This window comes from Persicimonas caeni (genome assembly GCF_006517175.1).
In the GTDB taxonomy this organism is placed as follows: domain Bacteria; phylum Myxococcota_A; class Bradymonadia; order Bradymonadales; family Bradymonadaceae; genus Persicimonas; species Persicimonas caeni.
Genome location: NZ_CP041186.1, coordinates 4407943 through 4433596 on the forward strand (window position 1 = coordinate 4407943; position 25654 = coordinate 4433596).

A 25654-nucleotide genomic window follows, 5' to 3' on the forward strand; every position below is an offset into this window, starting at 1 on the left:
CGAGTGGGCTCATGAAGATTCGCAACAAACTCTTGTTGGGGGTAATCCCGGTGATCATCGCCATGGTGGCGGTCATCGGCGTGTTGTCGCTGCAGTTGTCGACCTCTGCTCTGCTCGAGAAGATTCGCGACAACGCCATCCTGCTGAGCGAATCGTTGGCCGACGAGTTCAACGACGAACTGATCGAGGCCGAGCGAGCCACACGTTACTTGGCCTCGGATGTGCTCACCGCCATCAATGTCGAGAGCGCACTTCGCGTGCACCGGCAGTTGTATCCCGAGGTCGCCCACATCTTCTACACCGGCCCGCACGGCGAGGTCATCACGGTGGTCCCCTACGACCGTGCGTTGAGCGGCGTCAGCCTTGGGGACCGTGAGTATTGGAAGCAGGCGGCTCAGAAGGGGCAGACGACGATCTCGGAGGTGCACGAGCATTTCGGCTACGAGGCGGTCAGCATCACGGCGCCGGTGTTGATCTCGTTCGAGCACACCGCTCCCGAGTTGCAAGGAACGGTGAGCGTGACCGTGCCCACCGAAGCTCTCTTCGAGAAGCTCAATCGTATGCAGGTCCTGGAGCAGGCCGATGTCTTCGTGTTCGGCCCCGGCGGCGCCGTGCTCAACGAGCCCGACAAGGGGGCTTCCGCGAGCCTGACCGAAGCGGCGCTCGAAGATCGCGAGGCGCTCACCCAGGCCATGGATGCCGGCGAGGTCGGCTGGGCGACCTTCGAGCACGACGAGGAGACGCGCTTTATGGCCTTCGCCCCGGTGCCTCGGCTGGGGTGGTCGTTGGCTATCTCCGGCCGGCGGGCCGAGGTGACCCGGGAGCTCGAGGCGATGGCGGTCACCCTGGTGCTCATCTCGGGGATTGGCCTGCTCCTCGCCATCGGGATTATCACCGTGGGGGTGAGCCGCATTGTCCAGCCGGTTCGTCAGCTCACCGGGCTGCTCACGCGCGTCGAAGAGGGCGATTTCAACGTGCGCGCCGACGTGCGCACCGACGACGAGGTCGGCCAGATGGCCGAGGCGTTCAACTTGATGACGCGCGAGATCGAGGAGTTGTTCAGCGCGCTCGAACACCACCGCGAGCACCTCGAGGAGCTGGTCGCCGAGCGCACCACCGAGCTGCAACGCTCGAACGACGCGCTCGTCATCGCACGCCAGGAGGCCGAGGCCGCGGTGCGTGCGAAGAGCCGGTTTCTGGCCAATATGAGCCACGAGATCCGCACGCCCATGAACGCCATCATCGGGCTCAACGAACTGCTGCTCGACACCGAGCTGAACCCGGCGCAGCGCAAGTATCTGACCTTGGCGAGGCAGTCGACGCAGACGCTTCTGTCGCTGATCAACGATATCCTCGACTTCTCGAAGCTCGAGGCCGGGGCCGGTGAGGGGCTGGAGAACGAGCCGTTCGACGTGCGCGACACGATCTTCGATGCGGTTCAGCCGCTTGCGGTCAACGCGGCCGGCGACGAGGTCGAGTTCGCCTGTCGGGTGCATCGTGACGTGCCCGAGGTGGTGCGAGGCGACGAGGGGAGGCTGCGCCAGATCTTGACCAACCTGGTCGGCAACGCAATCAAATTCACCGAGCAAGGGGAGGTGGTCGTCGAGGTCGAAGTCGTCGATCGGCCGGAACCCGAGCAGACGCGCCTCCACCTGTCGGTGCGCGATACCGGCATTGGCATCGCCGAGGAAAAGCAAGACGAGATCTTCAGCGCGTTTAGCCGGGCCGATACTTCACGCACGCGCAAATATCAGGGGACGGGGCTGGGGCTGGCGATCGTCTCGCAGCTGGTCGACCGCATGGGCGGCGACATCTGGGTCGACAGCCAACTCGGCGAAGGGAGCGAGTTCCACGTCACCTTGCCCTTTGCCGTCGAAGAGGAGGCTTGGCCGCTGTCCCCCGAGGTGGCTCGGGCGTTGCGAGGACTTCGGGGGCTGGTGGTCGCCAGCACCGAGCGGAGCCGGCACTTTCATTCCCAGTTGCTGGCCGATTTTGCGCTCTCGCCCACGGTCATCCCGTGCACGGAATCAGTGCTCGAGGAGTTGAATCGTGCGGCCTCGGCAGAGGACCCCTATCGCCTGGTCGTGCTCGACTCGCGCCGATGTGACCGAAATGCCGATGCCTTGGCCGACGAGATCGCCGCCGACGAACGGCTCGACGGGGTGCCCATCATCGTGGTGGACGCGGCGGGGCGGTCGGTGGAGGCGAGTGACGGCGACAGGCGTGTCTACCACCTCATCAATCCGGTCAGTCCGTCTCAACTCTACGAGGTGTTGCTGCAGGCTCTCGAGATTCCCGAGCCCGTCTCAGAAGGCGCCACCCGTCGCGAGGCCGGAGAGGAGGCTGCGCCGGTGCCCTCGCTTCGGGTGCTCGTCGCCGAGGACAACCCGATGAACCAGATCGTCGCCGTCAAGCTGCTCGAGCGCGGAGGCCATCAGGTCGACGTGGCCGAGTCGGGCCGTGAGGCCATCGAGGCCTACGAGGCGCCCGACAAGCGCTTCGATCTGATCTTGATGGACGTCGAAATGCCCGAGATGGACGGCTATGAGGCCACCGCCGCCATCCGAAGCCGCGAGCAAGTCGAAGACGGCGAGCATGTGCCTATCGTCGCGCTGACGGCGCACGCGCTGAAGGGGGACCGAGAGCGCGCCTTGGCCGCGGGTATGGACGATTACCTGACCAAACCGATCCAAGTCGACCGGCTCAATGCAGTCGTCCATCGGGTCCTGCTCGGCAAGCAGTCGGGCCCGCGCGCCGAGGGGTAGGTCGATTGTGGTGCTGGAATATCTGAGCATGGTCCTCGGTACTTCGAGGGTCTCCAAAACGATACGCGCACCCCAACGGAAGAATGGAGTTCAGTCGATCTCAAATCGTAGCGATTTATGCTGTGGCTGCAGGCCTGTGGATCGTGGTGTCGGACCAAATGGTGTCGGCACAGTCAGTCGCCGGCCAGACGGTCAAGGGGCTGGTCTTTGTCGGGATCACTTCGGCGTTGCTGTTCTTTTTGATCGGTTCGCAGCGCGCCAAGCGAAAGCGCCTCATCGGCGAGCTTCAGGAGACGCAGCGGCGTTACGAGGCCGCCGAGCGCATTGGACGCATTGGTCACTGGGAGTATGACGTCACGGACGGCACGCTGAGTTGGTCGCCGCATGTGCCGCGTTTGTTCCAGCTGGATCCCACACGAACTACGGGGTTGATGGATCGCTTCTACGACCGGCTGCATCCCGACGATGTGGACTTTGTTCAGGAGAGGCTCGAGAGCTCGTTGGAGACCGGCGAGGAGTTCGATACCGACTATCGCATCATGTTCGAAGATGGCGAGATACGCTGGTTTCACGCCAACGCCAAGGTTGAAAACGGCGACGATGGGGAGCCGCGATGGCTGCGCGGCACAGTCCAGGACGTCACCGAGCGGGTCCAGCTCGATCGTCAGCATCAGCAGGCCACGCAGCGTATCCAGCGGTTGATGCGCGCGGTGACGGTGGCTCAAGAGGAAGAGCGCGAGCGTATCGCCCGCGAGATTCACGACGAGCTCGGTCAGACGCTGACCGGGCTGACCTTCGGGCTGCGCGCGCTGAAGGAGCATGCCGATGGCTCCGCCACCGAGCTCATCGACCAGATGGCCGCCGAGGTCAAAGAGGCCACGGTCACCATCGGCAAGCTCGCCTCGTCGCTGCGCCCTCCGCTGCTCGACCAGTTCGGTCTGATCGCCGCCCTCGAGCAGCTTTGTCGGGAAGCCTCCGAACGGTATAACATCGAGTGCGACTTCGAAGAGCAGGGGACCGAAAATTGGCGAGTGAACCCGAACGTGGCGATTCAAGTCTTTCGGGTCGCCCAAGAGGCGCTCACCAACGTGGCCCGGCATGCCGAGGCGCACCATGCTACAGTGTGCTTCGAGACCGGCGCAGGCTCCGGGCAGATGCTGGTACGCGACGACGGCAAGGGCTTCGATCCCGAGCGCACCGTGCAGCGCTCTTCGTTCGGCATCCAGGGGATGCGTGAGCGAGCCGCGCTCATCGGAGGAAAACTGCAGATCGATTCTTCGAGTCAGGGCACCACGGTAAGACTCGAGCTTCCACTAGAGGAGAACTGAGATCCATGAAGATTCTGATCGCCGACGACCATCCGATCGTTCGAAAGGGCATTCAGATGACCTTGGACGCGCTCGACTATGTCACGCATACCGAGTCGGTGGAGACACACGCCGAGGTGCTGCGCGCGGTCAGAAACGACACCTGGGATCTGGTGGTCATGGACCTCGACATGCCCGACGGCGACGCGCTCAACACTCTGTCGCAGCTCCAGGCGGCCGAGCCCGATTTACCCGTGCTGATCGTGAGCGTGCATCCGGAAGACTCGTTCGCGCTGCGGGTGCTTCGCTCGGGGGCGGCCGGTTACCTGCACAAAGCCTCGGCGGTCGACGAGCTGGAGGCGGCGGTGGCGCGTATCCGCTCCGGGCGGCGCTACGTGAGCCCGGAGATGGCCGAGCAACTGCTGAGCAGCGTCGAAGGCGAAGCGAAGGATCCCCACGAGGCCTTGTCGGACCGCGAGATGCAGGTGATGCTTCGCCTCGCCGACGGCGCGACGGTCAGCGAGATCGGAGAGCAGCTCAACCTGAGCCCCAAGACGGTCAGCACCTACCGCAGCCGCCTGTTCGAGAAGCTCGGCTTCGACACGGTCGCCGACGTGGTGCGCTACGCCCTCGAGCACGAGCTCATCGATTGAGGCGCCCAGCTTCCTGTGGATCCACCCTCCTCGCCACCTTACACGCGGCACCTTACACGGTGTCCGACACCGTGTAGGACTCGTCTGACAAACAGAACTCGGTTCTTCCTACACAACGATATGACGGGGGCTGACTGACACGAACTGTCGGTCGAGCGTACGGTCGAACCATGGATTCCGTGCGCCTCCAACATGTGGTCGTCGTGCACCCTTCAGTTACGCTGATGCAACGTTTTGCGCTCTGGCTGGAGCGTCGGTTCGCGCTCGACGCGACCCTGGTATCCACCCTCGACGCGCTCCCCGACGCCCTTCCTGACGGGCCCGGGGGGCTCGTGCTCATCGACCACACCTTGCTCGACGACCAGTCGGCGCTTGCCGAGCGAGTGCTCACTGCCTGCGCCGAGGTACCCGTGCTCGTGTTCGACGATCACTGTGACCCGATGCACGACAAGTTCTGGCGGCGACGCAACACAAACGGTTGCGTCTCCGCCGAGACGATGGAGGCGCGCCTGTTGGAGTTCATGGAAGACGACACAGTGTAGGCACTCTCTTACTTCGGGAACCGCCCGCCGCCCACATGACCTCGTGACCGTGGCTGACAGACAACGTTCGCCGTGGTTGCGATGATGGTCAGTGTTAATACGAGAGCCTTCTCTCGAGGGGTTCCATAGAGATAGAGGAAGAGGCAGTATGTCCGAACGAGTCAGTATGACACATCAAGACGAACGAGAATCGAACTTGGGCTTGGGCGCGATCGCCGAGGTGATCGTCGACCCCTCTGGGCGCATTCAGCGGTACAACGCGGCGTTCGCCGAGGCCATTGCCGTCGCGGAAGCTCTCGACGGGAAGGACCTCGACGCCGTCGTCTCCTGTTTGGGACTCGCCGACGATGTGGCCGGCGTGATGGCCAAGCTGGTGGACGAAGGCGCCGACGAGGTGCTCGTCGACGCGGTGGACGCGAATACGGGCTTTTGTGACCTGACCATCCGGGCCACGAAGCGTGAAGAAGGCTTGGCCTTCCGTTTTCTGCCGCGTCTGCAGAGCCTTCGCCATCGCCAGCGTCGCCAGCACGCCGAGGAGCTCGCCGCGTCGGTCGCTCAACTCGCCGGCGGGGTGGCGCATGATTTCAACAACCTGCTCACCGGCATCATCGGCCTGGCGTCCTTTCTCAACGCCGAGTTGCCGAGCGAGTCGGAGTACCAGGAAGATCTGCGCGATATCCTCCAGGCGGCCAAAAAGGCGACGCGCCTGGCCCGCAAGCTGACCTCGCTGGGGCGAGAGAGCTCGGACGGCGAGGCGATCGTCGACCCGAGCCGAGTCATCCAAGAGGTCGTCCACCTCGTCGAGCCGTCGCTGCCGGCCGGCTGCGAACTGTTCACCGAGCTGGAGTGGGACGGGCTCCTCCAGGCCGATCCGCTCGCCCTCGAGCGCATCGTGCTCAACCTGCTGCTCAACGCGCGCGACGCCTGCGGAGCGGACGGCGGCAATATCACCGTGTCGACGCGCCGCGTGCTGCTCGAAGGGGACGACAAGACCTCGTGTCTGCCGGCCGGTGAGTATTTCGAGTTGGCCGTCGGCGACGACGGTCCCGGAATCCCCCCCGAGCAGATGCTGCATATCTTCCGGCCCTACTACACCACCAAGCACGACAGCGGCGGTGAGGGGCTGGGGCTGACGGCTTCGCGCGCGAGCGCCGAGCAGCTCCGAGGCGAGCTGGTGGTCGATTCGATCCCCGGAAACGGCGCCTGCTTTACGCTGCGCGTTCCGCTGGACGGCAGCAACGTCGACTGAGCCGGTACTGCCGGCGGCTACGCCCTCCCGCCCACTCTCCAAACGTGGTACAACACTCCCTCACGAGCGCATGCTGTGAGGGAGTGATGGAACCGCGCCTCATCCAAAAAATCCTCAGTGAATTCTTCCCCGCCGGGTCCACCGAGCGGGGGGCGACCTTCGAGTTGGTGCCCGACTCGGTCACCGTCGAAGCCGGCGGAGGCCACAGCGGCAAGGTCGACTATGTCGCCGCGAACGCCGACGGGTCGCGCGTGGCCGTCAAGACCTTTGGCGCGCTGCTCTTGCTCGACGCGGCCACCGGCGCGGAGCTCGGCGCGGTCGACCACGACGAGTTGGTCTACGCGCTGGCGTTCTCGCCCGACGGCGACCGCCTGGCGATCGCGGTGCCCCACGAGGCCGACATATGCTCGGACGTGATGGTCTACCGGCTCGTCGAGCGCACCCCTCACCACGTCATCTCGAGCCCGTCCACCCTCGTCACGACCGGACACGCCGGCAACGTGACCGCCGTGGCCTTCTCGGCCGACGGGCGCGTGCTGGTCACCGGCGGCGCCGACGGAACCATCGAACTCCACGAACTCTAATTCGCAGTGAACTGTCATGAATCGTCAATGGTTTGGGTTGGTATGTGTTGTAGTCGCCCTCGCGGGCTGTCAGACGTCGGGGACGGCCGAGAAGGCGTCGGAAGAGTCGGCCCAGAAGTCAAAGCAGGCAGGGCAAGCAGGGCAAACAAAGCAAGTACAGTGCCCCTCGGAGCGAAGCTACGGCGACCCCAACGCGCCCAACGTGCTCGTCTTCGAGAACGCCCGGGGCAAGCGCACGCTCTACTTCGACGCGGTGACCACCGCCCTCGACTACACCCGACGTGACGACGGCGCGCCGTCCTTGTGGGTGCAGTTTCCCCGCTTTGGGGACAATCAGCTCTTTACGTTTCTGGAGTCGCCGGTCGGCGAGGGCAAAACGCGCGAGGTCTACACGCAATATTTCCCGCGCGAGGTCCAGATCGACTGCATGACCTTTGCCGGGACGAGCATCGACTACACGGGCACGATGACCGCCGACACGTACAAAAGCGCGGGCCGCGGCAAACTCGCCGCGCGCTTCGAGCTCGGCGCAGCCGGCTCGGCTGAGGGTGACGAGGCCGAGGAGGTGCGCGTGTCGGGGCGCCTGCAGAGCGACCGGCTCCGCGAGATTCGCTACACGAAGGTCGTCAACCGCGACGCCGTGGCGCGCACGCCCACCGCGCCGGAGCACATGGCCATCAAGCCGCCCAAGGCGCGGGCGATCTACGACGAGGGCACCAACCGGCTGTACGTGCGCATCCTCAACAAGGCCCTGAAGCCGCAAAACTTCATCATCGCCGAGGGCTTCGCCGGCGAGCCGGGCGTCTACTACGAGCCCGAGGGCCGCGACTTCGGCCAACCCCGCAGCGTCCTCGTCGTCGAGCGATTCGGCCCCGACCGCCTCCGGCTGGTCCAGTGGGCCGTCGCCCCCGACAAGCTCCCCGCCCAGCCCCCCACCGTCGACCAACTCGCCGAGCTGGGCGAGGTGCTCTCACGCATCGAAGTCCGCCGCGTGGCGGTCTTGCCGGCGCTTCCCGAGCTCGCGTTGGATTAGCGGATACGCTGAAGCGCGAAGGGCGCTAAAGCGCTGGGGCGCGGAGTTTTTGAGGCACAGAACGCTGAAGCGCTAAAGATTCATCTGAACGACGCGGCAGGCGCTGTAGAGCAGTGATCGCTGCGGCGCGTCGACACGCGACGGAGGGCTGCCTTCTGCAGCGTGTTCAGCGAACTGCAGATGAATCTTTAGCGGCCCAGAGTTCAGCGCCCTCCGCGCTCCAGCGCCCTCCGCGCTTCGGCGTCTCAGGGCCTCCGTCCCTCCACGACGACCGAAGCATTTTTCGGGCGGAGCGCTCCGCCCGTCGCGGTGGCTGGAGCATTTTTTTGGCGGACGCGTCCGGCTCTGGCGAGCTCTGGAGCATCGAAAAGGCGGAGCGATCCGGCCTTCGCGGCAATTTGTGCACTTTTTTGGCGGAGCGTTCCGGCTTTCGCGGCCGTTGACGACGAAAAATGGCGGACGCGTCCGCCGTCGCGATGCACGAGTGCCCAATTTTGGCGGAAGCGTCCGTCTCGAGCATCAAAAAAAGCATCGCCAGGCCGGAGATGTCCGGCCTGGCGATGCTTTGGTGACCGTCGGAGGCGGAAGCGTCCGGCGTCAAAATGCTTCGGTGAACTCGGAGCCCGCAGGCTCCGCGCGTTGCAGCTCATCAGCGAGTTCGGAGCCCGCAACGAGCCGCCACCGTCGAGAATCAGTGTCCCGACGGCGAGGCCAGTCCGATGCGGTCGATGAGTTGCTCGCTCTCGGTGTTCAGCCCCACCAGCGAGACTTGCTTTTCGAGCTCGCCGTACTTCTCGATGATGCGCGCGATGGCGGTGACCGCCGAGTGGTCCCACACGTGCGAGCGCGAGAAGTCGATGACGACGTGCTCGGGGTCGTCGTTGATGTCGAAGACGTCGGCGAAGTGGGTGGCGGTGCCGAAGAACATCGGGCCGTGGACGGTGTAGTGCTTCGAGCCGTCCTCCTGGAGCTGCTGATCGGCGTGCAGTTGGGCGACCTTCCAGCCGAAGAAGAGCGCGCTGAGCGCCACGCCCACGACCACGCCCATGGCCAGGTCGTGGGTGTAGACGACCACGCCCACGGTGGTGACCATGACGAGCGCGTCGCTGGCGGGCACCTTGTGCAGCTCGCGGATCGACTGCCAGTCGAAGGTGCCGATCGAGACCATGATCATCACGCCCACCAGCGCGGCCATGGGGATCTGGGCGACGATGTCGCCGAGCACCAGGATCAAAAAGAGCAGGAAGACGCCGGCCACGAGCGCCGACAAGCGCCCGCTACCGCCACTTTTGACGTTGATGACCGACTGGCCGATCATCGCGCAGCCGGCCATGCCGCCGAAGCAGCCGGCCACGATATTGGCCAGGCCCTGGCCGCGGATCTCTTTGTTCTTGTCGCTCTTGGTGTCGGTCATGTCGTCGACGATCTTGGCGGTCAGCAACGACTCGAGCATGCCGACCATCGACAGGGCGAACGAGTAGGGGAAGATGATCTTGAGCGTATGCCACGACAATTCGATGTTGGGCAGGTGGAAGAAGGGCAGCGCGGCGGTCATCTCGCCCATGTCGCCCACCGTGTTCAGGCCCAGCCCGCCGAAGATGGCGATGGCGGTCATCACCACGATGGCCACCAGCGCCGAGGGGACTGCCTTGGTGATGCGCGGCAGCCCGTAGATGATCGCCAATGTGCCGGCGACCATGGCGTACATCATCCAGCCGGCGCCCTCGAATTGGGGCAGCTGGGCCATGAAGATCAGGATCGCCAACGCGTTGACGAATCCGAGGATGACCGGGTGCGGGATAAACGTGATGAACCGGCCCACCTTGAGCAGGCCGAAGATGATCTGGAGCACGCCGGTCAAGATGGTCGCGGCGAGCAGGTACTCGAGGCCGTGATTGGCCACGAGGGTGACCATCAAGAGCGCCATGGCGCCGGTGGCCGCCGAGATCATACCCGGGCGCCCACCCACGAACGCGGTGGTCACGGCGATACAGAACGAGGCGTACAGCCCGACCATCGGGTCGACGCCGGCGATGATGGAGAAGGCGACCGCTTCGGGGATGAGCGCCAATGCGACGGTCATGCCCGCGAGGACGTCCATGCGAGGATTCGAAAACCAAGACTTCTTAATTGCTTCGAGCAACTTTGCTTCCTGTCTGCTTACGTCTCTACTTACTTCTTTGCGTCACAAATCTGTCTCAAACGACGCACACGGGTGCCGTGGGCGCAGCCGGGGCGTATCGAGTGATACACGCCAGCAGCGCTGTTCGCGGCCCTTTCTTCGACTTCTTTACGAGTGGTGAATCCGGGGAGTTGTGCGTCCAGCTCTCGGCGAACCAAGAGTAGGTGGCGCTGCTTAATCGAGCCGGGGTTGAAAGACAAGGGTTAATATCTCGCGGTTCGAAATACGAAGGAGCAGCAGGGTTCATTCCATTGAATGCATTGCCGGCTCGGGGCGATGCCCCCGGGCGGCCTTCGCCGCCCGCCCCCCCGCGCGGAGCGGCGGGGGGCTTGATGGTTGCTCTGGCATAGGTGGTTCAGAGGCGAACCTTCGAGAATCGACCACTTCTAACAGGCCGACCATAAAGGCCCCGTTGCATCGCACGGGGGCCGGGGCGCGGAGGCGCCCCGGGGGCATCGTTGCGTGCCGGCAATGCCTACATACGGAATAACCACCGCCCTTACCTCCTTGGACATCCACACGTCGACGTGCTAGCACGCGGCATCTTCCGAGCGCCTGAGTGACGGGTGCTCACCACACCCGGTTGTATTTTTTGAAGACTTTCAAGGAGCTCGACCTCATCGAGCCGCTCCAGCGCGCGATAGCCGCCGAGAATTATCGTACCCCCACTCCCATCCAGGCACAGTCGATCCCGCCGCTGCTCGAAGGCCGCGACATGCTCGGCTGCGCGCAGACCGGCACCGGCAAGACCGCCGCGTTTTCGCTGCCGGTCCTGCAGCACCTGCACAAAACCAAGACGGGCGGCAAGCGCCAGATCCGTGCGGTCATCCTGTCGCCCACCCGCGAACTCGCCGCGCAGATCCAGCGCAGCTGCGAGACCTACGGGCGGCATCTGTCGCTCAAGAGCACGCTCGTCTTCGGCGGCGTGAGCGAGAAGCCGCAGATTCGCGACCTCAAAAAGGGCGTCGACCTGGTGGTCGCCTGCCCGGGGCGCTTCCTCGACCTGATGGGCCGCGGTTTCATCGACCTGTCCAAGGTCGAGTGCTTCGTGCTCGACGAGGCCGACCGGATGCTCGACATGGGCTTTATCCATGACATCCGCAAGATCATGAAGCAGTTGCCCAAGCGTCGGCAGAACCTTCTGTTCTCGGCGACCCTGCCCAAGAGCATCGTCGACCTGGCCAACCAGATTCTGCATAACCCGGTGCGCGTCGAGATCGCGCCCGAGGAGCCCACGGTCGACAAAATCGACCAGCGCATCATGTTCGTCGAGAAGCGCGACAAAAAGCGCCTGATCGTCGACCTTTTGGGCGGCCCGGGCGTGGCCCGCTCGATCGTGTTCACGCGTACCAAGCACGGCGCCAACCGCTTGGCCAAGCGTCTGGGCAAGGCCGGCTTCCCCGCGATCGCCATCCACGGCAACAAGTCGCAGAACACCCGCCAACGGGCTCTCAAGGGCTTCAAAGACGGCAAATACGACGTGCTCGTGGCCACCGACGTCGCCTCGCGCGGCATCGACGTCGACGATATCACCCACGTCTTCCAGTTCGACCTTCCGGACGACCCCGAAAGCTACGTGCACCGCATCGGCCGCACCGGCCGCGCGGGCCGCGAGGGCGTGGCGATCTCGTTTTGCGACGAGTCCGAGGCCAAAAAGCTTCGCAAGGTCGAGCGCGTCATCGGCCAGTCCATTCCGACCGACGAAGACCACGAGTATCACCACCAGGCGGCGGTGCCGTCGCGTGGTGGGCGTGGTGGCCGTAACAGCCGCGGAGGCGGCGGTGGCAAGAAGCGCCGTCGCAACAATCGCGGCGGTGGGCGTAAGCGACGCCGTGGGCGTCGTTAAGCTGAACTCCCAGCTAGGTTGAGCCCCCCGGGGCGAAGCAACGGGGGCCTATATGGTCGGCCTATCAGAAGTGGTCGATTCTTGAAGGTTCGCCTCTGAACCACTTCCGCTAGAGCAGCCATAAAGCCCCCCGCGGCTCCGCGCGGGGGGCGGCCGGCGAAGGCCGGCCGGGGGCATCGCCGCGCGCCTGCAATGCCTACTCTTCCCTTTCGAACAGCTGGGGCAACGCATCCGCGACCTCGCCAATACGTCGCTCGATCGCATGCTTGTAAGGAGGGGCAACGCTCCCTCTTTACGTTTTCGAGACGGGGTGACGTATGGAGCTTCCCTTTTCAGTCGCCGAATTCTTCGACGTCTTCTTCGACTACAATCAGGCCATCTGGCCCGCCCAGATCGTCGCCTACGCGCTGGGCGTGTTCGCCGTGGGGCTTACCGCGGTGCGCTCGCGCTGGGCAGGCGCGCTCATCGGCGCGGTGCTCGCGCTCTTTTGGTTTTGGGACGGGCTGGTCTATCACGTCGGCTTCTTCGCCGAGATCAACGCGATGGCCTTCGTCTTCGGCGGCCTGTTCGTGCTCGAGGGCCTGCTCTTCGTGTGGGCGACCGTGCGCGACCGGCTTCGCTTCTCGTTCGAGCTCAGCGCTTATCACATCATCGGGGGCATCTTCTTGCTCTACGCGCTCGTGCTCTACCCGGTCTTCGGCATGGCGCTGGGCCACGTGTACCCGGCCGCGCCGGTCTTTGGCGTCGCCCCGTGCCCGATGACGATCTTCACCTTCGGCATCCTCCTCTTCACCACCCGCAAGGTCCCCCTCTACCTGCTCGCCGTGCCCGTGTTGTGGGCCTTTACGGCCACGATCGCAGCCGCGCAGATGGGCGTGCTGCAGGACTACGGGGTGAGTATCGCGGCGGTGGTGGCCACGGGGTTGCTCTTGTACCGCGACCACGCGACGTGGGAGCCGGAGCCGGCGCGGTTGCCAGAGTGATGCCTACAACATCGCCCTTTTCAGCAACCCTCTCGCGTCCATCTTTCCTGTGCGATCACAGTTGTTTACATCGCGAGGTGCCCCATGGACGTTCCAGCTCCCATCCACCGAACCGCTGCGCTCATCGACGAGCAGCTCGACCGGGCGAATCGGCTCTTTCGCAAGAAGGTCGGCTACTACAAACCGCTGCGCGTGGTCGGCTACCGGGGCTACGGCACCGACGACAAGATCCACGTCAAAGGCCGCGTGCTCGCCGACCCGGTCGTCGAGTCGAAGCTCGAGGACACCGGGTTGCGCAACCTGTTCAACATGTTGCGCCGCTATCGCACCGACGAGGTGCCCGGGGCGCGGGTGCTCGTGGAGTTTGGGGACGAGCAGCGCGAGGTCCGAACCGACAGTGAGGGCTACTTCGACGCGGTGCTCGAGCCCGACGAGGTGCCCCGCGACGACGGCTTGTGGCACCCGGTCGACCTGCAACTGCTCGAGCCGCGCCCGCACTCGCGGGTGGGCCAGACGTCGTTCCAGTTCGACAACCGCGCTCAGGTGCCCCAGGACGCGCGCTTCGGCGTCATCAGCGACGTCGACGACACCATCGTGCACACCGGCGCGACCAACCTGTTGCGCCACGCGCGGGTCGTGCTGCTCAACAGCCCGCACACCCGCGTGCCCTTCGAGGGCGTCGGCGCATTCTACCGCGCGCTGCAATACGACGCCGGCCGGCGCACCAACCCCATCTGGTACGTCTCCTCGTCGCCCTGGAATATCTACGAGCTCCTCGTCGAGTTCATGCAGGTCCAGGACATCCCCGTGGGCCCGCTCTTCTTGAAGGACTTCGGCATCGACCGCGACAAGTTCATCCGCGCCGGGCACACCGACTACAAGATCAACCGCATCGAGCGCGTGCTGCAGACCTACCCCGACCTGCCGTTCATCCTGGTGGGCGACTCCGGCCAAAAAGATCCGGAGGTCTATCACTCCGTGGTCGAGAAATACCCCGACCAGATCGCCGCCGTGTATATCCGCGACGTCTCGCCGGCGCGCGCCCTCCAGGTGGAGGCGATGGCGCGCGATATTCGCTGCTACGACACCGACCTTCGGCTGGTCAAAGACACCGTGGCGGCGGCGCGACATGCCGCCCAGCAGGGCTGGATCGACCGCGCCGAGCTCGCGGCGGTGCGGCGCGACCGGCGTCAGGAAGAGGAGAAGTCGCCCAGTCGTGTGTGGGCGGCGCTGCGTAAGGCTGCGCGGAGTGTGGAGTCGTTGATTCACTGATTCACTGATTCACTGGAGCTCGGAGAATCAGAGGCTCAGAGGCTCGGAGCCGCTAAGACGCCGAACGCTGAAACGCTAAAGATTCATCTGAAGTGCGCGGAAGACGCTGTAGAAGGTCGCCGTCCGGGGCGTGTCGGTCCATCAGGAGCGGTGCGGAGCTACAGCGCCTTCAGCGAAAATCAGATGAATCTTCAGCGGCACCGCGCTCAGAGTTTCCGCGTATCTTCCTTCCGTGTTATCCCATCTCATATATTCAGCGAATCAGCGAATCAGCGCATCGGAGATCCACCATGTCAGTGATTGGATTATTCAAAGGAAAGGGCCCGAGCGGCTACGGCTGGTCGACCACGGCGTACGAAGTCGTCGACGACCTCGACCTATCCGGCCGCCACGTCTTGATCACCGGCTGCAACTCGGGCATCGGCTTCGACACGATGAAGGCCGTCGCCGAGCGCGGCGCGACGGTCTTTGCGGCGGCGCGCACGCGCCAGAAGGCCCAGGACGCCGGCGCGAAGGTCGACGGCGAGACAATCCCGGTCGTCTGCGAGCTCGCCGAGCCCGAGTCGGTGCAGGCGTGCGTCGACGAGGTCAGAGAGCACGGCGTCGAGCTCGACGCGATCATCTGCAACGCCGGCATCATGGCGCTGCCCCAGCTCGAGTTGGCCCACGGCTACGAGAAGCAGTTTTTCACCAACCACGTCGGCCACTTCATCCTGGTCACCGGCCTGCTCGACACGCTGTCTGACACCGGTCGCGTGGTCATGGTGAGCAGCGACGCGCACCGCTCTTCGCCCAAAGAGGGCATCCAATTCGACAACCTGGACGGCTCGAAGGGCTACAGCGCCTGGCGCGCCTACGGCCAATCGAAGCTCGCCAATTTGCTCTTCGCCAAGGAGCTCGGGCGTCGGTTCGCCGACGACGACACCCGCCGGGTGGCCAACGCGGTGCATCCGGGGGTCATCGCCACGAACCTGACGCGCCACATGAACCCGATCTTGCGCACGGTGTGGAATATGGCCGAGCCGCTCTTTTTGAAGTCGAGCCCGCAGGGGGCGGCGACCCAGACGTGGGCGGCCGTGCACCCCGACGCGGCTACAATCAACGGCGAGTATATGGAGGATTGCAACGTCGCCGACCCGGCCGGCCGGGCTAAGAAGCCCGAGCTGGCCAGGCGGCTGTGGGAGGAGACGGAGCGTATCGTCGACGAGGTGACGGCGTAGGGGACCCTCAATCGGAGCGAGTGCTTCTAGCTCTCGCAGACGAGGGCAAGATGCCCCCGCACCGAAGACGAGGGCAAGATGCCCACGCACCGAAGGCGAGGGCAAGATGCCCCGCACCGAAGGCGAGGGCAAGATGCCCCGCACCGAAGACGAGGGCAAGATGCCCACGCGCCGAAGACGAGGGCAAGATGCCCACGCACCGAAGGCGAGGGCAAGATGCCCCGCACCGAAATGTCAGATCGCCACCGCCGGCGCATCGATCGTCGCTACCGAATCGGCCCACGAGGAGCTCTCGCCGAGCGACTGGGGCGCTAGCGAGTCGCGCACGGCCGGGCGGTAGGTCATCAGAGCGACCTGTGTTTCGCGGTATTGGCGCGTCGCCTCGGCGTCGAGGCCGGTGGCGTCGTGACCTCCCTCCAAGTCGAGGTCGACCTCGGCGGACAGGAACCACAGCACCTCGTTGAGCGCGAGCAGTTCGTCGCGCGCGTCGAGCCAGTCGGCGTGTTCGGCGCGCACGGCGTCGCGCACGATCTGGAACGTGACGGCCTGCTCGGCGACCAGAGAGCGAAGCTCGGCGCTGACTCCTGTTTTCTTGCTGCGTACCTGCAGCGCGCGAAGCCGCGGCTCGCACGTCTCGACGAGCTCGACGCACAGCTCGCGCGCCTTCGCCACGTCGTCCTCGAGTTCCTCGAGCTGGGCGATGAACGCCTCCGACTTCTCGAAAACACGCTCGATCTTGGCGATCTGCTCGGCGGCCATCAGGTAGCGGCCGGCTTCGTGGTGTTCCCGGGCAAGGTCGATGCGGTTGGGCAGCGCGGTCAGCCGCGCGTGGTGCCTGTTGAGCCGCTGCGACTCCTCCTCGAAGACGCGGTCGTCGTTATTCGAGGCGAGCATGCGAAGAGTGTAGCGCAGCACCAGGAGTCGATCTTTGATCTCGCGGCGGCGCTCGGCGATCTCGTCGAGCCGCTCGGGCACGTCGTCGCGCGTCTGGGCGACGACCTCGAGCCCTTCTGCGATGCGCTCGAGCGATTCTTCGAGGTCGGCCAGGGCCTGCGCGGCCTCGGCCTCGCGCGCTGCGTCGACTAGGCCGATGCACTTGACCGCGCGGCGCTTGGCGGCCTCGAGTTCGTCGCGGGGGTCGAAGCTGAGCTTGCTCAGGTTGATGCGTGCAAAGCGCAGGCGCAGGGTGTGCTGCTCCATCTCGTCGCCCAGCTCGGCGACGGGGCCTTGGATGCGCTGGACGACCTCGTTGCCGAGCTCGGCGCGCTCGGCGAGCTCCTCGAGCCCCACGGCGACCTCTTCGAAGAGCGCGGAGGCTTGTTTGGGGTCTGCGTCCGACACGCGCTTGGCCTGACGCCAGGAGACCAGCGCCGAGGTCAGCGGCTGGGTCAGGTGCTCGGCGTCGAGGCCGAGCTCGCCGCGCAGCTCGACGGCGTGCGTGGCCCGCGCCGCGGCGGCGTCGGCCCGATCGGTCGCCTCGGCCAGGCGCGCGTTCATCTCGACGACCTCGTCGAGCTCGCTGCGCACCTGCAAGTAGGTGTCGTCGAGGGCGCCGAGCAGCTCGTTGGCGCTCGTGGCGATCGGCTGCGACAGGGGCATCTCGAGCTGCTGGTGCGGGTGAACGCGCCCGGCCTCGAACTCCACGCTCGTCTCGCGAAGCACGGCCAGGGCGCGCTCGAGGCGCTCGGCGTCGAGCGCGTGCGATTCGTCGCGCAGGGCCTCGGCCTCGGCGACGAGCTCGCGCCCTTTGGCCAGCAGCAGCGCGATATGGTTGGTCGCGTCGCTCACTCGCGCGTCGAGGGCCGCGCTCTCGCCACGCCACAACGTGCGGCCGGGGGCGAAGTACCAGGGGCACAGGTCGTGGATCGAGTCGAGCCGCGTCAACGCCCGGTCGAGGCGTCGGTTCCACTCGGCGAGGTCGGCGTCGAGCACGCGCATCGCCCGCCTTCTGCGCAGACGACGCACGGCGACGAAGCTGATCAGCAGCAGCACAATGAGCCCGACGACGGCGGTTGGCAGCACACCGCGAAGGTAGAAGTAGTGTACGTCACCGCGGGCGAGGTGCTCCTCGGCTTTGCGCTGACAATCGCGCACCTGCGGGGGCCGCCCCTCGTAGGCGTTTCGGATATCAGCCGCCTTCTCCTTGCACTCGTCGAGCTGGGCGAGGGCGGCTTGCGGGTGCTCCCAGTCGACGTCGGGGCGGGCCTCGATCGTCTCTTCGAGCTTCGCCAGGTCCTTTTCGAGTCCGTCGAGCACCGCGATGTCGGTGTCGAAGCGCGACAGGTCCTTGCGCACCGGCTGGATCACGGCTTCGACCGCGTCGGCCAAGTTGACCGCCTGGGCGGGCTCGGTCTCGACGAGCTTGCTGGCTTCGTCGAGCTGCGCGCGCGCCTTAGCGAGCTTCTCGCGCAACTCCTCGCCGAACGCGCGGTCCTCCTTGAAGCGCCCGTCGACCTGCTGGGTCAACACGCCGAGCTTGCGGTCGAGCGCCGGCAGCCTCTCTTTGAGCTTCGAGATGCGTCCGTCCATCTCGCGCTGCAGCGAGGAGAGGCGCAGGTCGATGTCGTGGACGACCGAGCAGAGGGCGTCGACGTATTTGCCGCGGCGCTGGTACTTTTTGACGTGCGCGGCGTTCAGCGTCTCCTCGATGACCTCGCCGTCGAAGCCGATCTTCTTCCACTTTTCGCCCGGCACGACGGCCAACGAGCGATTGCGAAGCCCCAGCACCACCAACACGCCGTCCTGGGCGTCGAGCTTGCGCTGCTCCTTCCACGCGTCGAAGAGCGCGGCGGCGTAGGGGCCGGCGTCGTTCTTCTTGCGCGAGCGGCTGCCCGATGCGTCGGTCACGTCGACCATCGCAGCGAAATACTCGGCGCCGACGCGCGAGTCGTAACGCCGGTAACACTCCCGCACCTGGTCGTAGAGCGGACCGTCGAAGCGCTTTTTGATAGCGGCGTGCTGGCGCCCCTCGAGTTCGGGAAATCTGTCCCAGTCCGCGCCGAAGGCGGGTCCAGAGACCAACAAGCAAGAGACCGACAGGATGGTGAGGGCGATGAGATGACGAGCCAGAAGGGCGGTGCGGCGAAACATGGACTCTCCGTTCTACTACAGTGCGACCGACACACCATCATAGGGGAAGTAGATGCGCTTGATCCATGCTTTATCCGGCTGAAAACAAAGAGGTTTTGTTTGATCTTGCCGCGCTATCGGCGAGGATGGAGGTGCACGGTTTTGTAGCGTACGACGTTCGAGACTGCTTGAAGGACGAGTCGTAAAGAAATAGTTTTAATCCAACAACCTCGAACAACGACGGAGAACCGATGACCCCCGAACGCATCCTCATCACCGGCGCGGCCCGCGGCATCGGCTACGCCATCGCCAAACACTTCGCCGAGCAGGGCGCCGAGCTCTTCCTCGTCGATGTACGTGACGACCTCGAAGAGGCCGCAGGTGAGCTCGCCGCGCATCGCATGCAGGCCGACCTTTCGGACGAAGATGCCCGCGTGGCGGTCGTCGAGGCGGTCGCCGAGCAGTTGGGCGGCATCGATCTGTTGGTCAACAACGCGGCGAGCTTTCGGGCCGGAAGTGTCGCGGAGATGGCGTTGGAGGATTGGCGCCAGGTCCTGGAGGTCAACCTGACCGCGCCGATGCACCTGATCCAACTGGCCGCCGAGCAGATGCCCGACGGGGCGTCGGTGGTCAACGTCGCCAGCGTGCAGGGGATCCAGGCCGAGCAGCATAACGCCGCCTACGCCTCGTCGAAGGCCGGGCTCATCAACCTGACCCGCGCAGCCGCGCTCGACCTGGCACCGCGAAAGATCCGCGTCAACGCCGTCGCCCCGGGCGCCATCGCCACCGAGACGTTGCTCGACGCCCTCGAAGAGGCCGACGACCCCGAGCAGACTCGTCGCGACTGGGAAGACCTGCACGCGCTTCGCCGCATGGGCGAGCCCGAAGAAGTCGCCACGGTCGTCGCCTTCCTGGCGAGCAAGGCCGCGAGCTTCGTCACCGGCGTCACCCTGCCCGTCGACGGCGGACTACTCGCCTCGTACATGATGGCCGGCCGGCCGGTGTGAAAACGCGCCGCAGGCGCCTCACTCCAACCACGCAAAGTCCAACTCCGGATCCAACACATACCCCTCCCGTCCGGTCAGCAAGATCCCGTCGAGCCCCATGGTTCGCAGCGTGCGAATCGCGGTGTAGACCCGCGAGGAGCCGGCCGACTTGGTCAGCTTCTCGTCGGGCCAGCCGACCTGACTGAGGGCGTCGACCGAGATGCCGTCGTCCTCGCCGGCGGCGCGGCGTCGGGCGAGCTCGGCCAAGATGAGCGACAAAGCCTGGCGGCTCGATAGGTCGACGTGCTCGCCGTCGGGCAGGCGGAACGCGCTGCCGTCGCGGGCGACCATCAGGCCCTCTTGGGGAGCGATCGAATTCGCCGCGCTCTCGAAGAGCTCGGCGAGCTCTAACAGGTGGTCGTAGCAGACCCAGCGCCAGATGCGCGCCTGGGGCTGGAAGCGACGCTCTTTGGCGCGGGTGCTCAGGTCTTCGACGATGTCGTCGAGCTCAAGGGCGGACGCGTGGCCCTCTTGGCCGAGGCAGTCGCCGGCGCGCAAAAAGTAGGCGACGTCGTCGAGCAGGGCGCGCGCGCCCAACTCCTCGAAGCCCGCGCGGGCCTCATCGAGCAGTCGCTCGGCGCGCTCGCGTCCGCCCAAGGCGGCTTCGGCGACCGCCGCCCAGCAGCGCACGTGGGCGCGAAGGCGGCCCGACTCGAGGGCGTCGACCTCGCCTGTGGCCAGGCGCATCAGGCGTACGGCTTCGCGAAACTCGCCGCGGCGCAGGTGGATGATCGCCAAGCGGGTGCGCGCCTGGACGCGGTCGGGGATATCTTCGGTGTCCCACACCGTCTGCAACACCGTACGTAGGTATGCTTCGGGCGAGGTTTCGTCGTCGGTGGCGTCGAGCGCGCTGAGCCCGAAGCGAAGCGGGTTGAGCCGGCGCCCGGCGCTCGTCTTCGACCAGTCTTCCTTGGACGCGTAGTCGAGCGCGCGGCGAAACGACTCGTAGGCGCGCTTGTTGTGGCCGCGATACCACTCGAGCTCGCCGTGGGCCTCGAGCCAACGCATCTGAAAGCGCGGGGCGGCCGCGGTGTCGATGCTGCGTGCGCCGTCGAGACTGTGGGCGGCCGATTCGAGGTCGCCGGTGGGGACCTGGCATCGGCAAAGATCGACCAGAACCCGCGCCTCGAGTGCTTCGATGGCGTGGCGCCTGGCCAGCTCGAGCGCATGGGCGAGCTCGGCGGCGGCGCTGTCGAAGTCGCCCAGCTCGTAATCGACGATGGCGCGAATCTGGCGCATCTTGACGATGGCCGGCGCGTCGCGGAGGGAGTCGGCGAGCTCGAGGGCCTCGCGGAGGGGCTGGCGGGCCGCCGATGGCTTGCCTGCGGCGCGCAGCACCGTGCCTTTGCGGTAGAGCAGGTGCGCGCGGCGGGCGGTCGCGTCGACCTGCGCGGCGGCGTCGAGGCCGGCGTCGACGTCGGCCAGCGCTTCGGTGTAGCGGCCCTCGGCGTAGTAGCAGCGCGCTCGCGCGCCGAGCAGCTTGGCGCGAAGCTTGGGGTCGTCGAACGCGCCGCCGAGGGCGGCGTCGACGACCTCGAGCTGCCGGCTCGAGTGGCCGTCGCGCGCTCTTCTGAGCCGGTAGGCGCCCAGCGCCAGGCGCGCAGCGGTGGCGTCGTCAGTGCCCAGCGACGCCCAGAATGCCTTCTCGACGTTGGCGAGGTCTTCGGCGCGGCGCAGCTTCTTGGAGTTGGCCAGCCGCTCGGCGAAGTAGCGCGCGTGTCGTCGCTCGAGCTCGTCGCGGCGCTCTCCTTCGAGCATCGTGTCGGCAAATTCGCGCGTCGTCGCGAAGAGCTGGAAGCGAAGGGCCCCGCGCTTGGAGCCCGGAGCGCGTCTGGTGACCACGAGCGACTTGTCGACCAGCGACTCGAGCACGTCGCCGACCCACACCGGCGCGTCGGTCTCGAGCACAGCCTCGGCCGCGGGCAGATCGAAGCTCCCGCGAAAGACCGACGCTCCTGCCAGGACCTCGCGCTCCTCGGGCTCGAGCAACTCCCACGACCAATAAAGGGTGGCGTGCATGCTCTGGTGGCGCACTGTGGCGTGGCGCGTCTTGCGGATGAGCGTGTGCAGCCCGCCGCCCTCGCCGGTCAACCGCTCGAGGATGTCGGCCGGCGCCACCACGTTGACCCGCGCGGCGGCGAGCTCGACGGCCAGCGGGACCGCGTCGAGGTAGCGCACAATCTCGGCGACCGCGGCGCGGTTGGTCTCGTCGAGGTCGAACTCGGGGCGCACCTGCCGAGCGCGGTGGGCGAAGAGCTCGACGGCCTCGTCTTCCGGCAGCGGCGAGAGCCGAATCAGGCGCTCACCGCGCAGCCGAAGCGCCTCGCGCGAGGTCGCCAAAAAGCTCACCTCGGGGGCGATTTCGAGCCACTGGCGCATGGCGTGGGCCGCCGGGTCGACCACCTGCTCGAGGTTGTCGACGAGGATCAGGCTGTCGCCCAGCGACGCCAGCGCGTGGCCCAGGCGCTCGATGCGCCCCGAGCCGGCGCCGGGCATCGCCTCCAACACCGGCTCGAGCGCCTCGGTCACACCGGTCAGAAACTCGTCGAGCGTGCGCGCTTTGGCCACGTCGACCATCACGACCTGCTCGAAGCGCTCGGTGCTCGCCGCGTAGTTCATCGCCAGGCGCGTCTTTCCCATCCCCCCGGTCCCGGCAATCGTGACGAGCGGCGCCTCCTGCATGCATTGGTCGAGCAGAGACATCTCTCGGGCTCGTCCGATGAATCGCTTTCGTCGGCGAGGCAGATTGTACTTCTGGCTAGACATGGATGGCGGCACTTAGGATGGGATTGAGGCAGACTTTTAGATGGGGTTTTAGATCTTTCAGGTCGCTTAAAGATCTAAAAATTACAAATTTAGTCGTCTGAAAGGTACAAGCGTTTGTAGTGTAATTCGTAGGGACAAAGCATTGCTTCGCCCTCAAAAACCATAACACGCGGACTGTTTAGAGGCGACCATGACTCGTTCGTACCAGCTCACTTCTCGCTCCTCTTTCAAGCTCACGATGAGCCTCGCCGGCTTGCTCCTCGCCGCGGTGAGTTCCACCGGATGTGGCGACGGAATGCTCGGTTGGGATTGGGGCGGTGACGAGACGGCGCGAGTCCAGCAGGCGCAAGCGATCAACGGGCGCTACCGCCCGCCGGCCGACGTGGCCGAGGCGGGTCGCGAGCAGGCCGGTAATATCACCTACGACGACGCCGACCAGTGCATCGGCACCGGCAACCCGATTCTTCCCGGCGCCGATCGCCTGGCGAGCTTTCTTCGGGACAATTTCGACGGCGCCAGCCGCTACGACCACACGGTCTACTGCCGGTCGGTGCGCGGCGGATCGAGCCTGTCGATGCACGCGACGGGTCGCGCCATCGACCTGTATATCCCCACCATCGGCGAGCGCGCCGACAACACCGCCGGCGACCCGGTGGCCAACTACCTGATTCGAAACGCCACCCAGCTCGGCGTGCAGTACTTCATCTGGGACAAGACGCAGTTCAACACCTCGCGCGGCTACACCGAGGACTACTGCAAGAACCGCTGCTGGGAGCACGGCGGCGGCAAGCACCCGCACCACGACCACCTGCACATCGAGCTGACCAAGTACGCGGCCAATCACCTCGACTATTCGGACATCCCGCCTGTCGACGGCTCGTCGGGCGGCTACTCGATCGACACCCCCGACGCCCCGCAGACGCTGAGCCCGGCGAATAACAAGTCGGTCTGGACCGACGACGTGACGCTGTCGGCCGAGCAGGTCAGCGGCGCGTATCGCTACGCCTTCGACATCGAGCGTTACGACGGAAGCGGGTGGGAGTCGTACTACACCTACGAGACCGACAGCGCCTCGAAGCGCTTCTGGCCGGCGAGCAAGGCGGCCTACCGGTGGCGCGTGCGCGTGACGACCGCCGGCGGCACCTCGGAGTACTCCGATTGGAGCACCTTCTGGTTCGGCATCTCGACCGGCTCGGACAGCGGTCCCGATAGTGGTGGCTCGACGGACACCGATTCGACCGATACAGGTTCGACCGACACCAGCTCGACCGATACGGACACGGCCCCGACGAGCAACGCCCCCACCGGCGCCTGGCCGACCGGCGGCGAGCAGGTCACCACCAGCAGCGTGACCCTGCAAGTTGACCAGGTCAGCGGCGCCTACGACTACGAATTCGACGTCCAAGCCTACGCAGGTGGGCTTTGGGTCGACTACTACACCTACGATCCGGATGTCTCCTCGAAAGAGTTCTGGCCCTACTACTCCGACGTCGCCTACCGCTGGCGCGCCCGAGCGCGCACCGCGTCGGGTTGGACCGACTACACCGACTGGAACGTCTTCCTGTACGGCAACGCCACCCACCCGAACGCCCCGGCCCAGCCGACGAGCAACGCCCCCACCGGCCTGAGCCCGGCGAATAACCAGCGCGTCTGGACCGACAGCGTCACGGTGAGCTGCGACGACGTCGGCGGCGCCAGCCGCTACGAGTTCGAGGTGCAGTACCACGACGGCCAGGTCTGGCGAGAGTACTACACCTACGAGCCGAGCAGCGCGTCGAAGAAGTTCTGGCCCTACATCGAGGACAACGCCTACCGCGTCCGGGCACGCGCCTATACCTCGTCGGGCTGGACGGATTATTCGGGGTGGAATGTCTTTCTGTACGGCAACGCGTCGACGCCGTGATTCAGGAGGCAGGGCATCTTGCCTTGAAAGCGAGTGCTTTTAGCTCTCGCAGACGAGGGCAAGATGCCCACGCACCGAACAAAGATCGCGCTGTCGTCGATCGGTGCGAGTGCTTTTAGCTCTCGCAGACGAGGGCAAGATGCCCACGCACCGAACAAAGATCGCGCTGTCGTCGATCGGTGCGAGTGCTTCTAGCTCTCGCAGACGAGGGCAAGATGCCCAACTCGACCCGACAATTCAGGCCGCAAAACCCGCCAGCGTCTCGACGACCACGTTGCCCTGCTCGTCGAAGTGTATCCACTTGATCCAGTAGCCGTCGGTGTTCATCCGGTAGAGCACCCCATCGATGTCGTCTCCGTCGGGATCGGCGACCGCCAGGATTTCAATCGTGCCGAGCGGCCCCACAAAGGGCTCTTTGACGGTGTGGGTGACCTCGCCGGTATCTTTGGCGACGAAGACGCCCTGGGCCAAGGGCATCTGATTCTTGCCGGGCACGTTGATCGCCACGACCTGTCCGTGGGGCGACGGAAGACGCGCGCTCACGCCGAGCATGTGCTCGTCTTCGAGCTTCTTTGCCACGCGGTCGCGGTCTTTTTCGTCGAGCGCGCCCAGAAACGCCTTGGCGAGCTTGGGCGCGGCCTTGGCGTGCACCGGCTGGGGCTCGGCCGGTCGCATGCGCGCCGTGTCGCCCATCTGGCCGGCGGGCGTGGCGAGCGTCCAGCCCAGGTCTTTGGGGAGCGCGTCGGACTTTTGGGTGTGCAGCCAGTAGTGCATCTGGCTCGGGCCGCCTTCTTGGACGAGCTGCGCGATCTCGAGGCGCGTCGGGCCCTCGGGCGTGAGCACGTCGACGGCGTCGACGTCCGCAAACCGCTCGGGCATCTTGTCGGCGGCGAAGGCGACTGGCGCGTCTGCGTCGGCGAAGAGCGCGGCCAGTCTCTTTCTTTCGTCCTCGTCGAGGTCGCGCAGCTCGACTTTGACGACGCCATTCTCGTGCTTGGCGCCCCACAACTCGGAGATCTTTGGATTCTCGTCCAGCTCGGTGCTCGGTCGTGCGGCTGCCGGCTCGGGCTCTGACGTAGGCTGCGGTTGCGGCGCCTCGGCTTTGGCGCTCGAATCGGGCTTCTCTTCGGGACGCTCACAGGCCATGAGGCCGAAGCTGAAGCACAACAGGGCGAGGAACACGAGCTTTGCGTGGGTTGCTTTCATGTTATGAATGCTCCGGAACCTGCTGAGA

General features: G+C 65.6%; 17 protein-coding genes. 13 read left to right on the forward strand and 4 right to left on the reverse strand.

All coding sequences use genetic code 11. The features are described from left to right. The first annotated feature begins 11 nt into the window (after positions 1–11). From FIV42_RS16235 to FIV42_RS16265, 7 genes are all read left to right on the forward strand, one after another. Positions 12–2765: a hybrid sensor histidine kinase/response regulator gene (locus FIV42_RS16235; protein ID WP_141198702.1), complete on the forward strand. Its 2754-nt coding sequence runs from the start codon at positions 12–14 to the stop codon at positions 2763–2765. Between the two features lie 161 nt (positions 2766–2926). Beyond that, entirely contained in the window at positions 2927–4093 is a 1167-nt protein-coding gene (locus tag FIV42_RS16240; protein WP_168210701.1) for a sensor histidine kinase, read from the forward strand. 5 nt (positions 4094–4098) lie between these two features. Next, positions 4099–4725 (forward strand): response regulator, encoded by a 627-nt coding sequence (locus tag FIV42_RS16245; protein WP_141198704.1) that lies wholly within the window; start codon positions 4099–4101, stop codon positions 4723–4725. 224 nt (positions 4726–4949) lie between these two features. Beyond that, the gene (locus tag FIV42_RS16250; RefSeq protein ID WP_141198705.1) at positions 4950–5267 is read left to right on the forward strand and encodes a hypothetical protein; all 318 of its coding nucleotides are present in this window, start codon (positions 4950–4952) and stop codon (positions 5265–5267) included. A gap of 166 nt (positions 5268–5433) precedes the next feature. Then, positions 5434–6516 carry a sensor histidine kinase gene (locus FIV42_RS16255; RefSeq protein ID WP_168210702.1) on the forward strand — a complete coding sequence of 361 codons (1083 nt, stop codon included), beginning with the start codon at positions 5434–5436 and terminating at the stop codon, positions 6514–6516. An 86-nt stretch (positions 6517–6602) separates the two neighbouring features. Beyond that, positions 6603–7100 carry a WD40 repeat domain-containing protein gene (locus FIV42_RS16260; RefSeq protein WP_141198707.1) on the forward strand — a complete coding sequence of 166 codons (498 nt, stop codon included), beginning with the start codon at positions 6603–6605 and terminating at the stop codon, positions 7098–7100. A gap of 16 nt (positions 7101–7116) precedes the next feature. Beyond that, positions 7117–8133: a hypothetical protein gene (locus FIV42_RS16265; protein ID WP_141198708.1), complete on the forward strand. Its 1017-nt coding sequence runs from the start codon at positions 7117–7119 to the stop codon at positions 8131–8133. Between the two features lie 691 nt (positions 8134–8824). Here FIV42_RS16265 and FIV42_RS16270 read toward each other — a convergent pair. Beyond that, on the reverse strand, positions 8825–10234 hold the full coding sequence (locus tag FIV42_RS16270) for a SulP family inorganic anion transporter (RefSeq protein WP_281285730.1): 1410 nt from the start codon (positions 10232–10234) through the stop codon (positions 8825–8827). Positions 10235–10907: 673 nt separating this feature from the next. On the opposite strand from FIV42_RS16270, the gene FIV42_RS16275 reads away from it, so the two are divergent. From FIV42_RS16275 to FIV42_RS16290, 4 genes are all read left to right on the forward strand, one after another. Continuing rightward, positions 10908–12161: a DEAD/DEAH box helicase gene (locus FIV42_RS16275; protein ID WP_222615250.1), complete on the forward strand. Its 1254-nt coding sequence runs from the start codon at positions 10908–10910 to the stop codon at positions 12159–12161. Positions 12162–12478: 317 nt separating this feature from the next. After that, on the forward strand, positions 12479–13144 hold the full coding sequence (locus FIV42_RS16280; RefSeq protein WP_141198710.1) for a DUF6064 family protein: 666 nt from the start codon (positions 12479–12481) through the stop codon (positions 13142–13144). An 84-nt stretch (positions 13145–13228) separates the two neighbouring features. After that, complete coding sequence (locus FIV42_RS16285; RefSeq protein WP_141198711.1) at positions 13229–14416, forward strand: App1 family protein; 1188 nt, start codon at positions 13229–13231, stop codon at positions 14414–14416. Between the two features lie 290 nt (positions 14417–14706). Then, positions 14707–15636, forward strand: coding sequence for an SDR family oxidoreductase (locus FIV42_RS16290; protein ID WP_141198712.1), 930 nt, complete (start codon positions 14707–14709; stop codon positions 15634–15636). Positions 15637–15870: 234 nt separating this feature from the next. Here FIV42_RS16290 and FIV42_RS16295 read toward each other — a convergent pair whose 3' ends face one another. Beyond that, the gene (locus FIV42_RS16295; RefSeq protein ID WP_141198713.1) at positions 15871–18726 is read right to left on the reverse strand and encodes a coiled-coil domain-containing protein; all 2856 of its coding nucleotides are present in this window, start codon (positions 18724–18726) and stop codon (positions 15871–15873) included. 230 nt (positions 18727–18956) lie between these two features. Here FIV42_RS16295 and FIV42_RS16300 point away from each other — a divergent pair, with 230 nt between their 5' ends. Next, positions 18957–19712: an SDR family NAD(P)-dependent oxidoreductase gene (locus FIV42_RS16300; RefSeq protein ID WP_141198714.1), complete on the forward strand. Its 756-nt coding sequence runs from the start codon at positions 18957–18959 to the stop codon at positions 19710–19712. Positions 19713–19730: 18 nt separating this feature from the next. Here FIV42_RS16300 and FIV42_RS16305 read toward each other — a convergent pair whose 3' ends face one another. After that, positions 19731–22454 (reverse strand): ATP-binding protein, encoded by a 2724-nt coding sequence (locus tag FIV42_RS16305; RefSeq protein WP_168210703.1) that lies wholly within the window; start codon positions 22452–22454, stop codon positions 19731–19733. Between the two features lie 253 nt (positions 22455–22707). Between FIV42_RS16305 and FIV42_RS16310 the strand changes: the two genes are divergently transcribed. Continuing rightward, entirely contained in the window at positions 22708–24420 is a 1713-nt protein-coding gene (locus FIV42_RS16310; RefSeq protein WP_141198716.1) for a hypothetical protein, read from the forward strand. Between the two features lie 237 nt (positions 24421–24657). Here FIV42_RS16310 and FIV42_RS16315 read toward each other — a convergent pair whose 3' ends face one another. Continuing rightward, positions 24658–25626, reverse strand: a complete 969-nt coding sequence (locus FIV42_RS16315) for a hypothetical protein (RefSeq protein WP_141198717.1) — start codon at positions 25624–25626, stop codon at positions 24658–24660. Between the last annotated feature and the right edge of the window lie 28 nt (positions 25627–25654).

Bases quoted from the DNA above. Each gene is read 5' to 3' on its own strand.
- FIV42_RS16235 (WP_141198702.1), top strand. From the start codon at position 12: ATGAAGATTCGCAACAAACTCTTGTTGGGGGTAATCCCGGTGATCATC.
- FIV42_RS16245 (WP_141198704.1), top strand. From the start codon at position 4,099: ATGAAGATTCTGATCGCCGACGACCATCCGATCGTTCGAAAGGGCATT.
- FIV42_RS16250 (WP_141198705.1), top strand. From the start codon at position 4,950: ATGCAACGTTTTGCGCTCTGGCTGGAGCGTCGGTTCGCGCTCGACGCG.
- FIV42_RS16255 (WP_168210702.1), top strand. From the start codon at position 5,434: ATGACACATCAAGACGAACGAGAATCGAACTTGGGCTTGGGCGCGATC.
- FIV42_RS16260 (WP_141198707.1), top strand. From the start codon at position 6,603: ATGGAACCGCGCCTCATCCAAAAAATCCTCAGTGAATTCTTCCCCGCC.
- FIV42_RS16265 (WP_141198708.1), top strand. From the start codon at position 7,117: ATGAATCGTCAATGGTTTGGGTTGGTATGTGTTGTAGTCGCCCTCGCG.
- FIV42_RS16270 (WP_281285730.1), bottom strand. From the start codon at position 10,234: ATGGACGTCCTCGCGGGCATGACCGTCGCATTGGCGCTCATCCCCGAA.
- FIV42_RS16280 (WP_141198710.1), top strand. From the start codon at position 12,479: ATGGAGCTTCCCTTTTCAGTCGCCGAATTCTTCGACGTCTTCTTCGAC.
- FIV42_RS16285 (WP_141198711.1), top strand. From the start codon at position 13,229: ATGGACGTTCCAGCTCCCATCCACCGAACCGCTGCGCTCATCGACGAG.
- FIV42_RS16290 (WP_141198712.1), top strand. From the start codon at position 14,707: ATGTCAGTGATTGGATTATTCAAAGGAAAGGGCCCGAGCGGCTACGGC.
- FIV42_RS16295 (WP_141198713.1), bottom strand. From the start codon at position 18,726: ATGTTTCGCCGCACCGCCCTTCTGGCTCGTCATCTCATCGCCCTCACC.
- FIV42_RS16300 (WP_141198714.1), top strand. From the start codon at position 18,957: ATGACCCCCGAACGCATCCTCATCACCGGCGCGGCCCGCGGCATCGGC.
- FIV42_RS16305 (WP_168210703.1), bottom strand. From the start codon at position 22,454: ATGTCTCTGCTCGACCAATGCATGCAGGAGGCGCCGCTCGTCACGATT.
- FIV42_RS16310 (WP_141198716.1), top strand. From the start codon at position 22,708: ATGACTCGTTCGTACCAGCTCACTTCTCGCTCCTCTTTCAAGCTCACG.
- FIV42_RS16315 (WP_141198717.1), bottom strand. From the start codon at position 25,626: ATGAAAGCAACCCACGCAAAGCTCGTGTTCCTCGCCCTGTTGTGCTTC.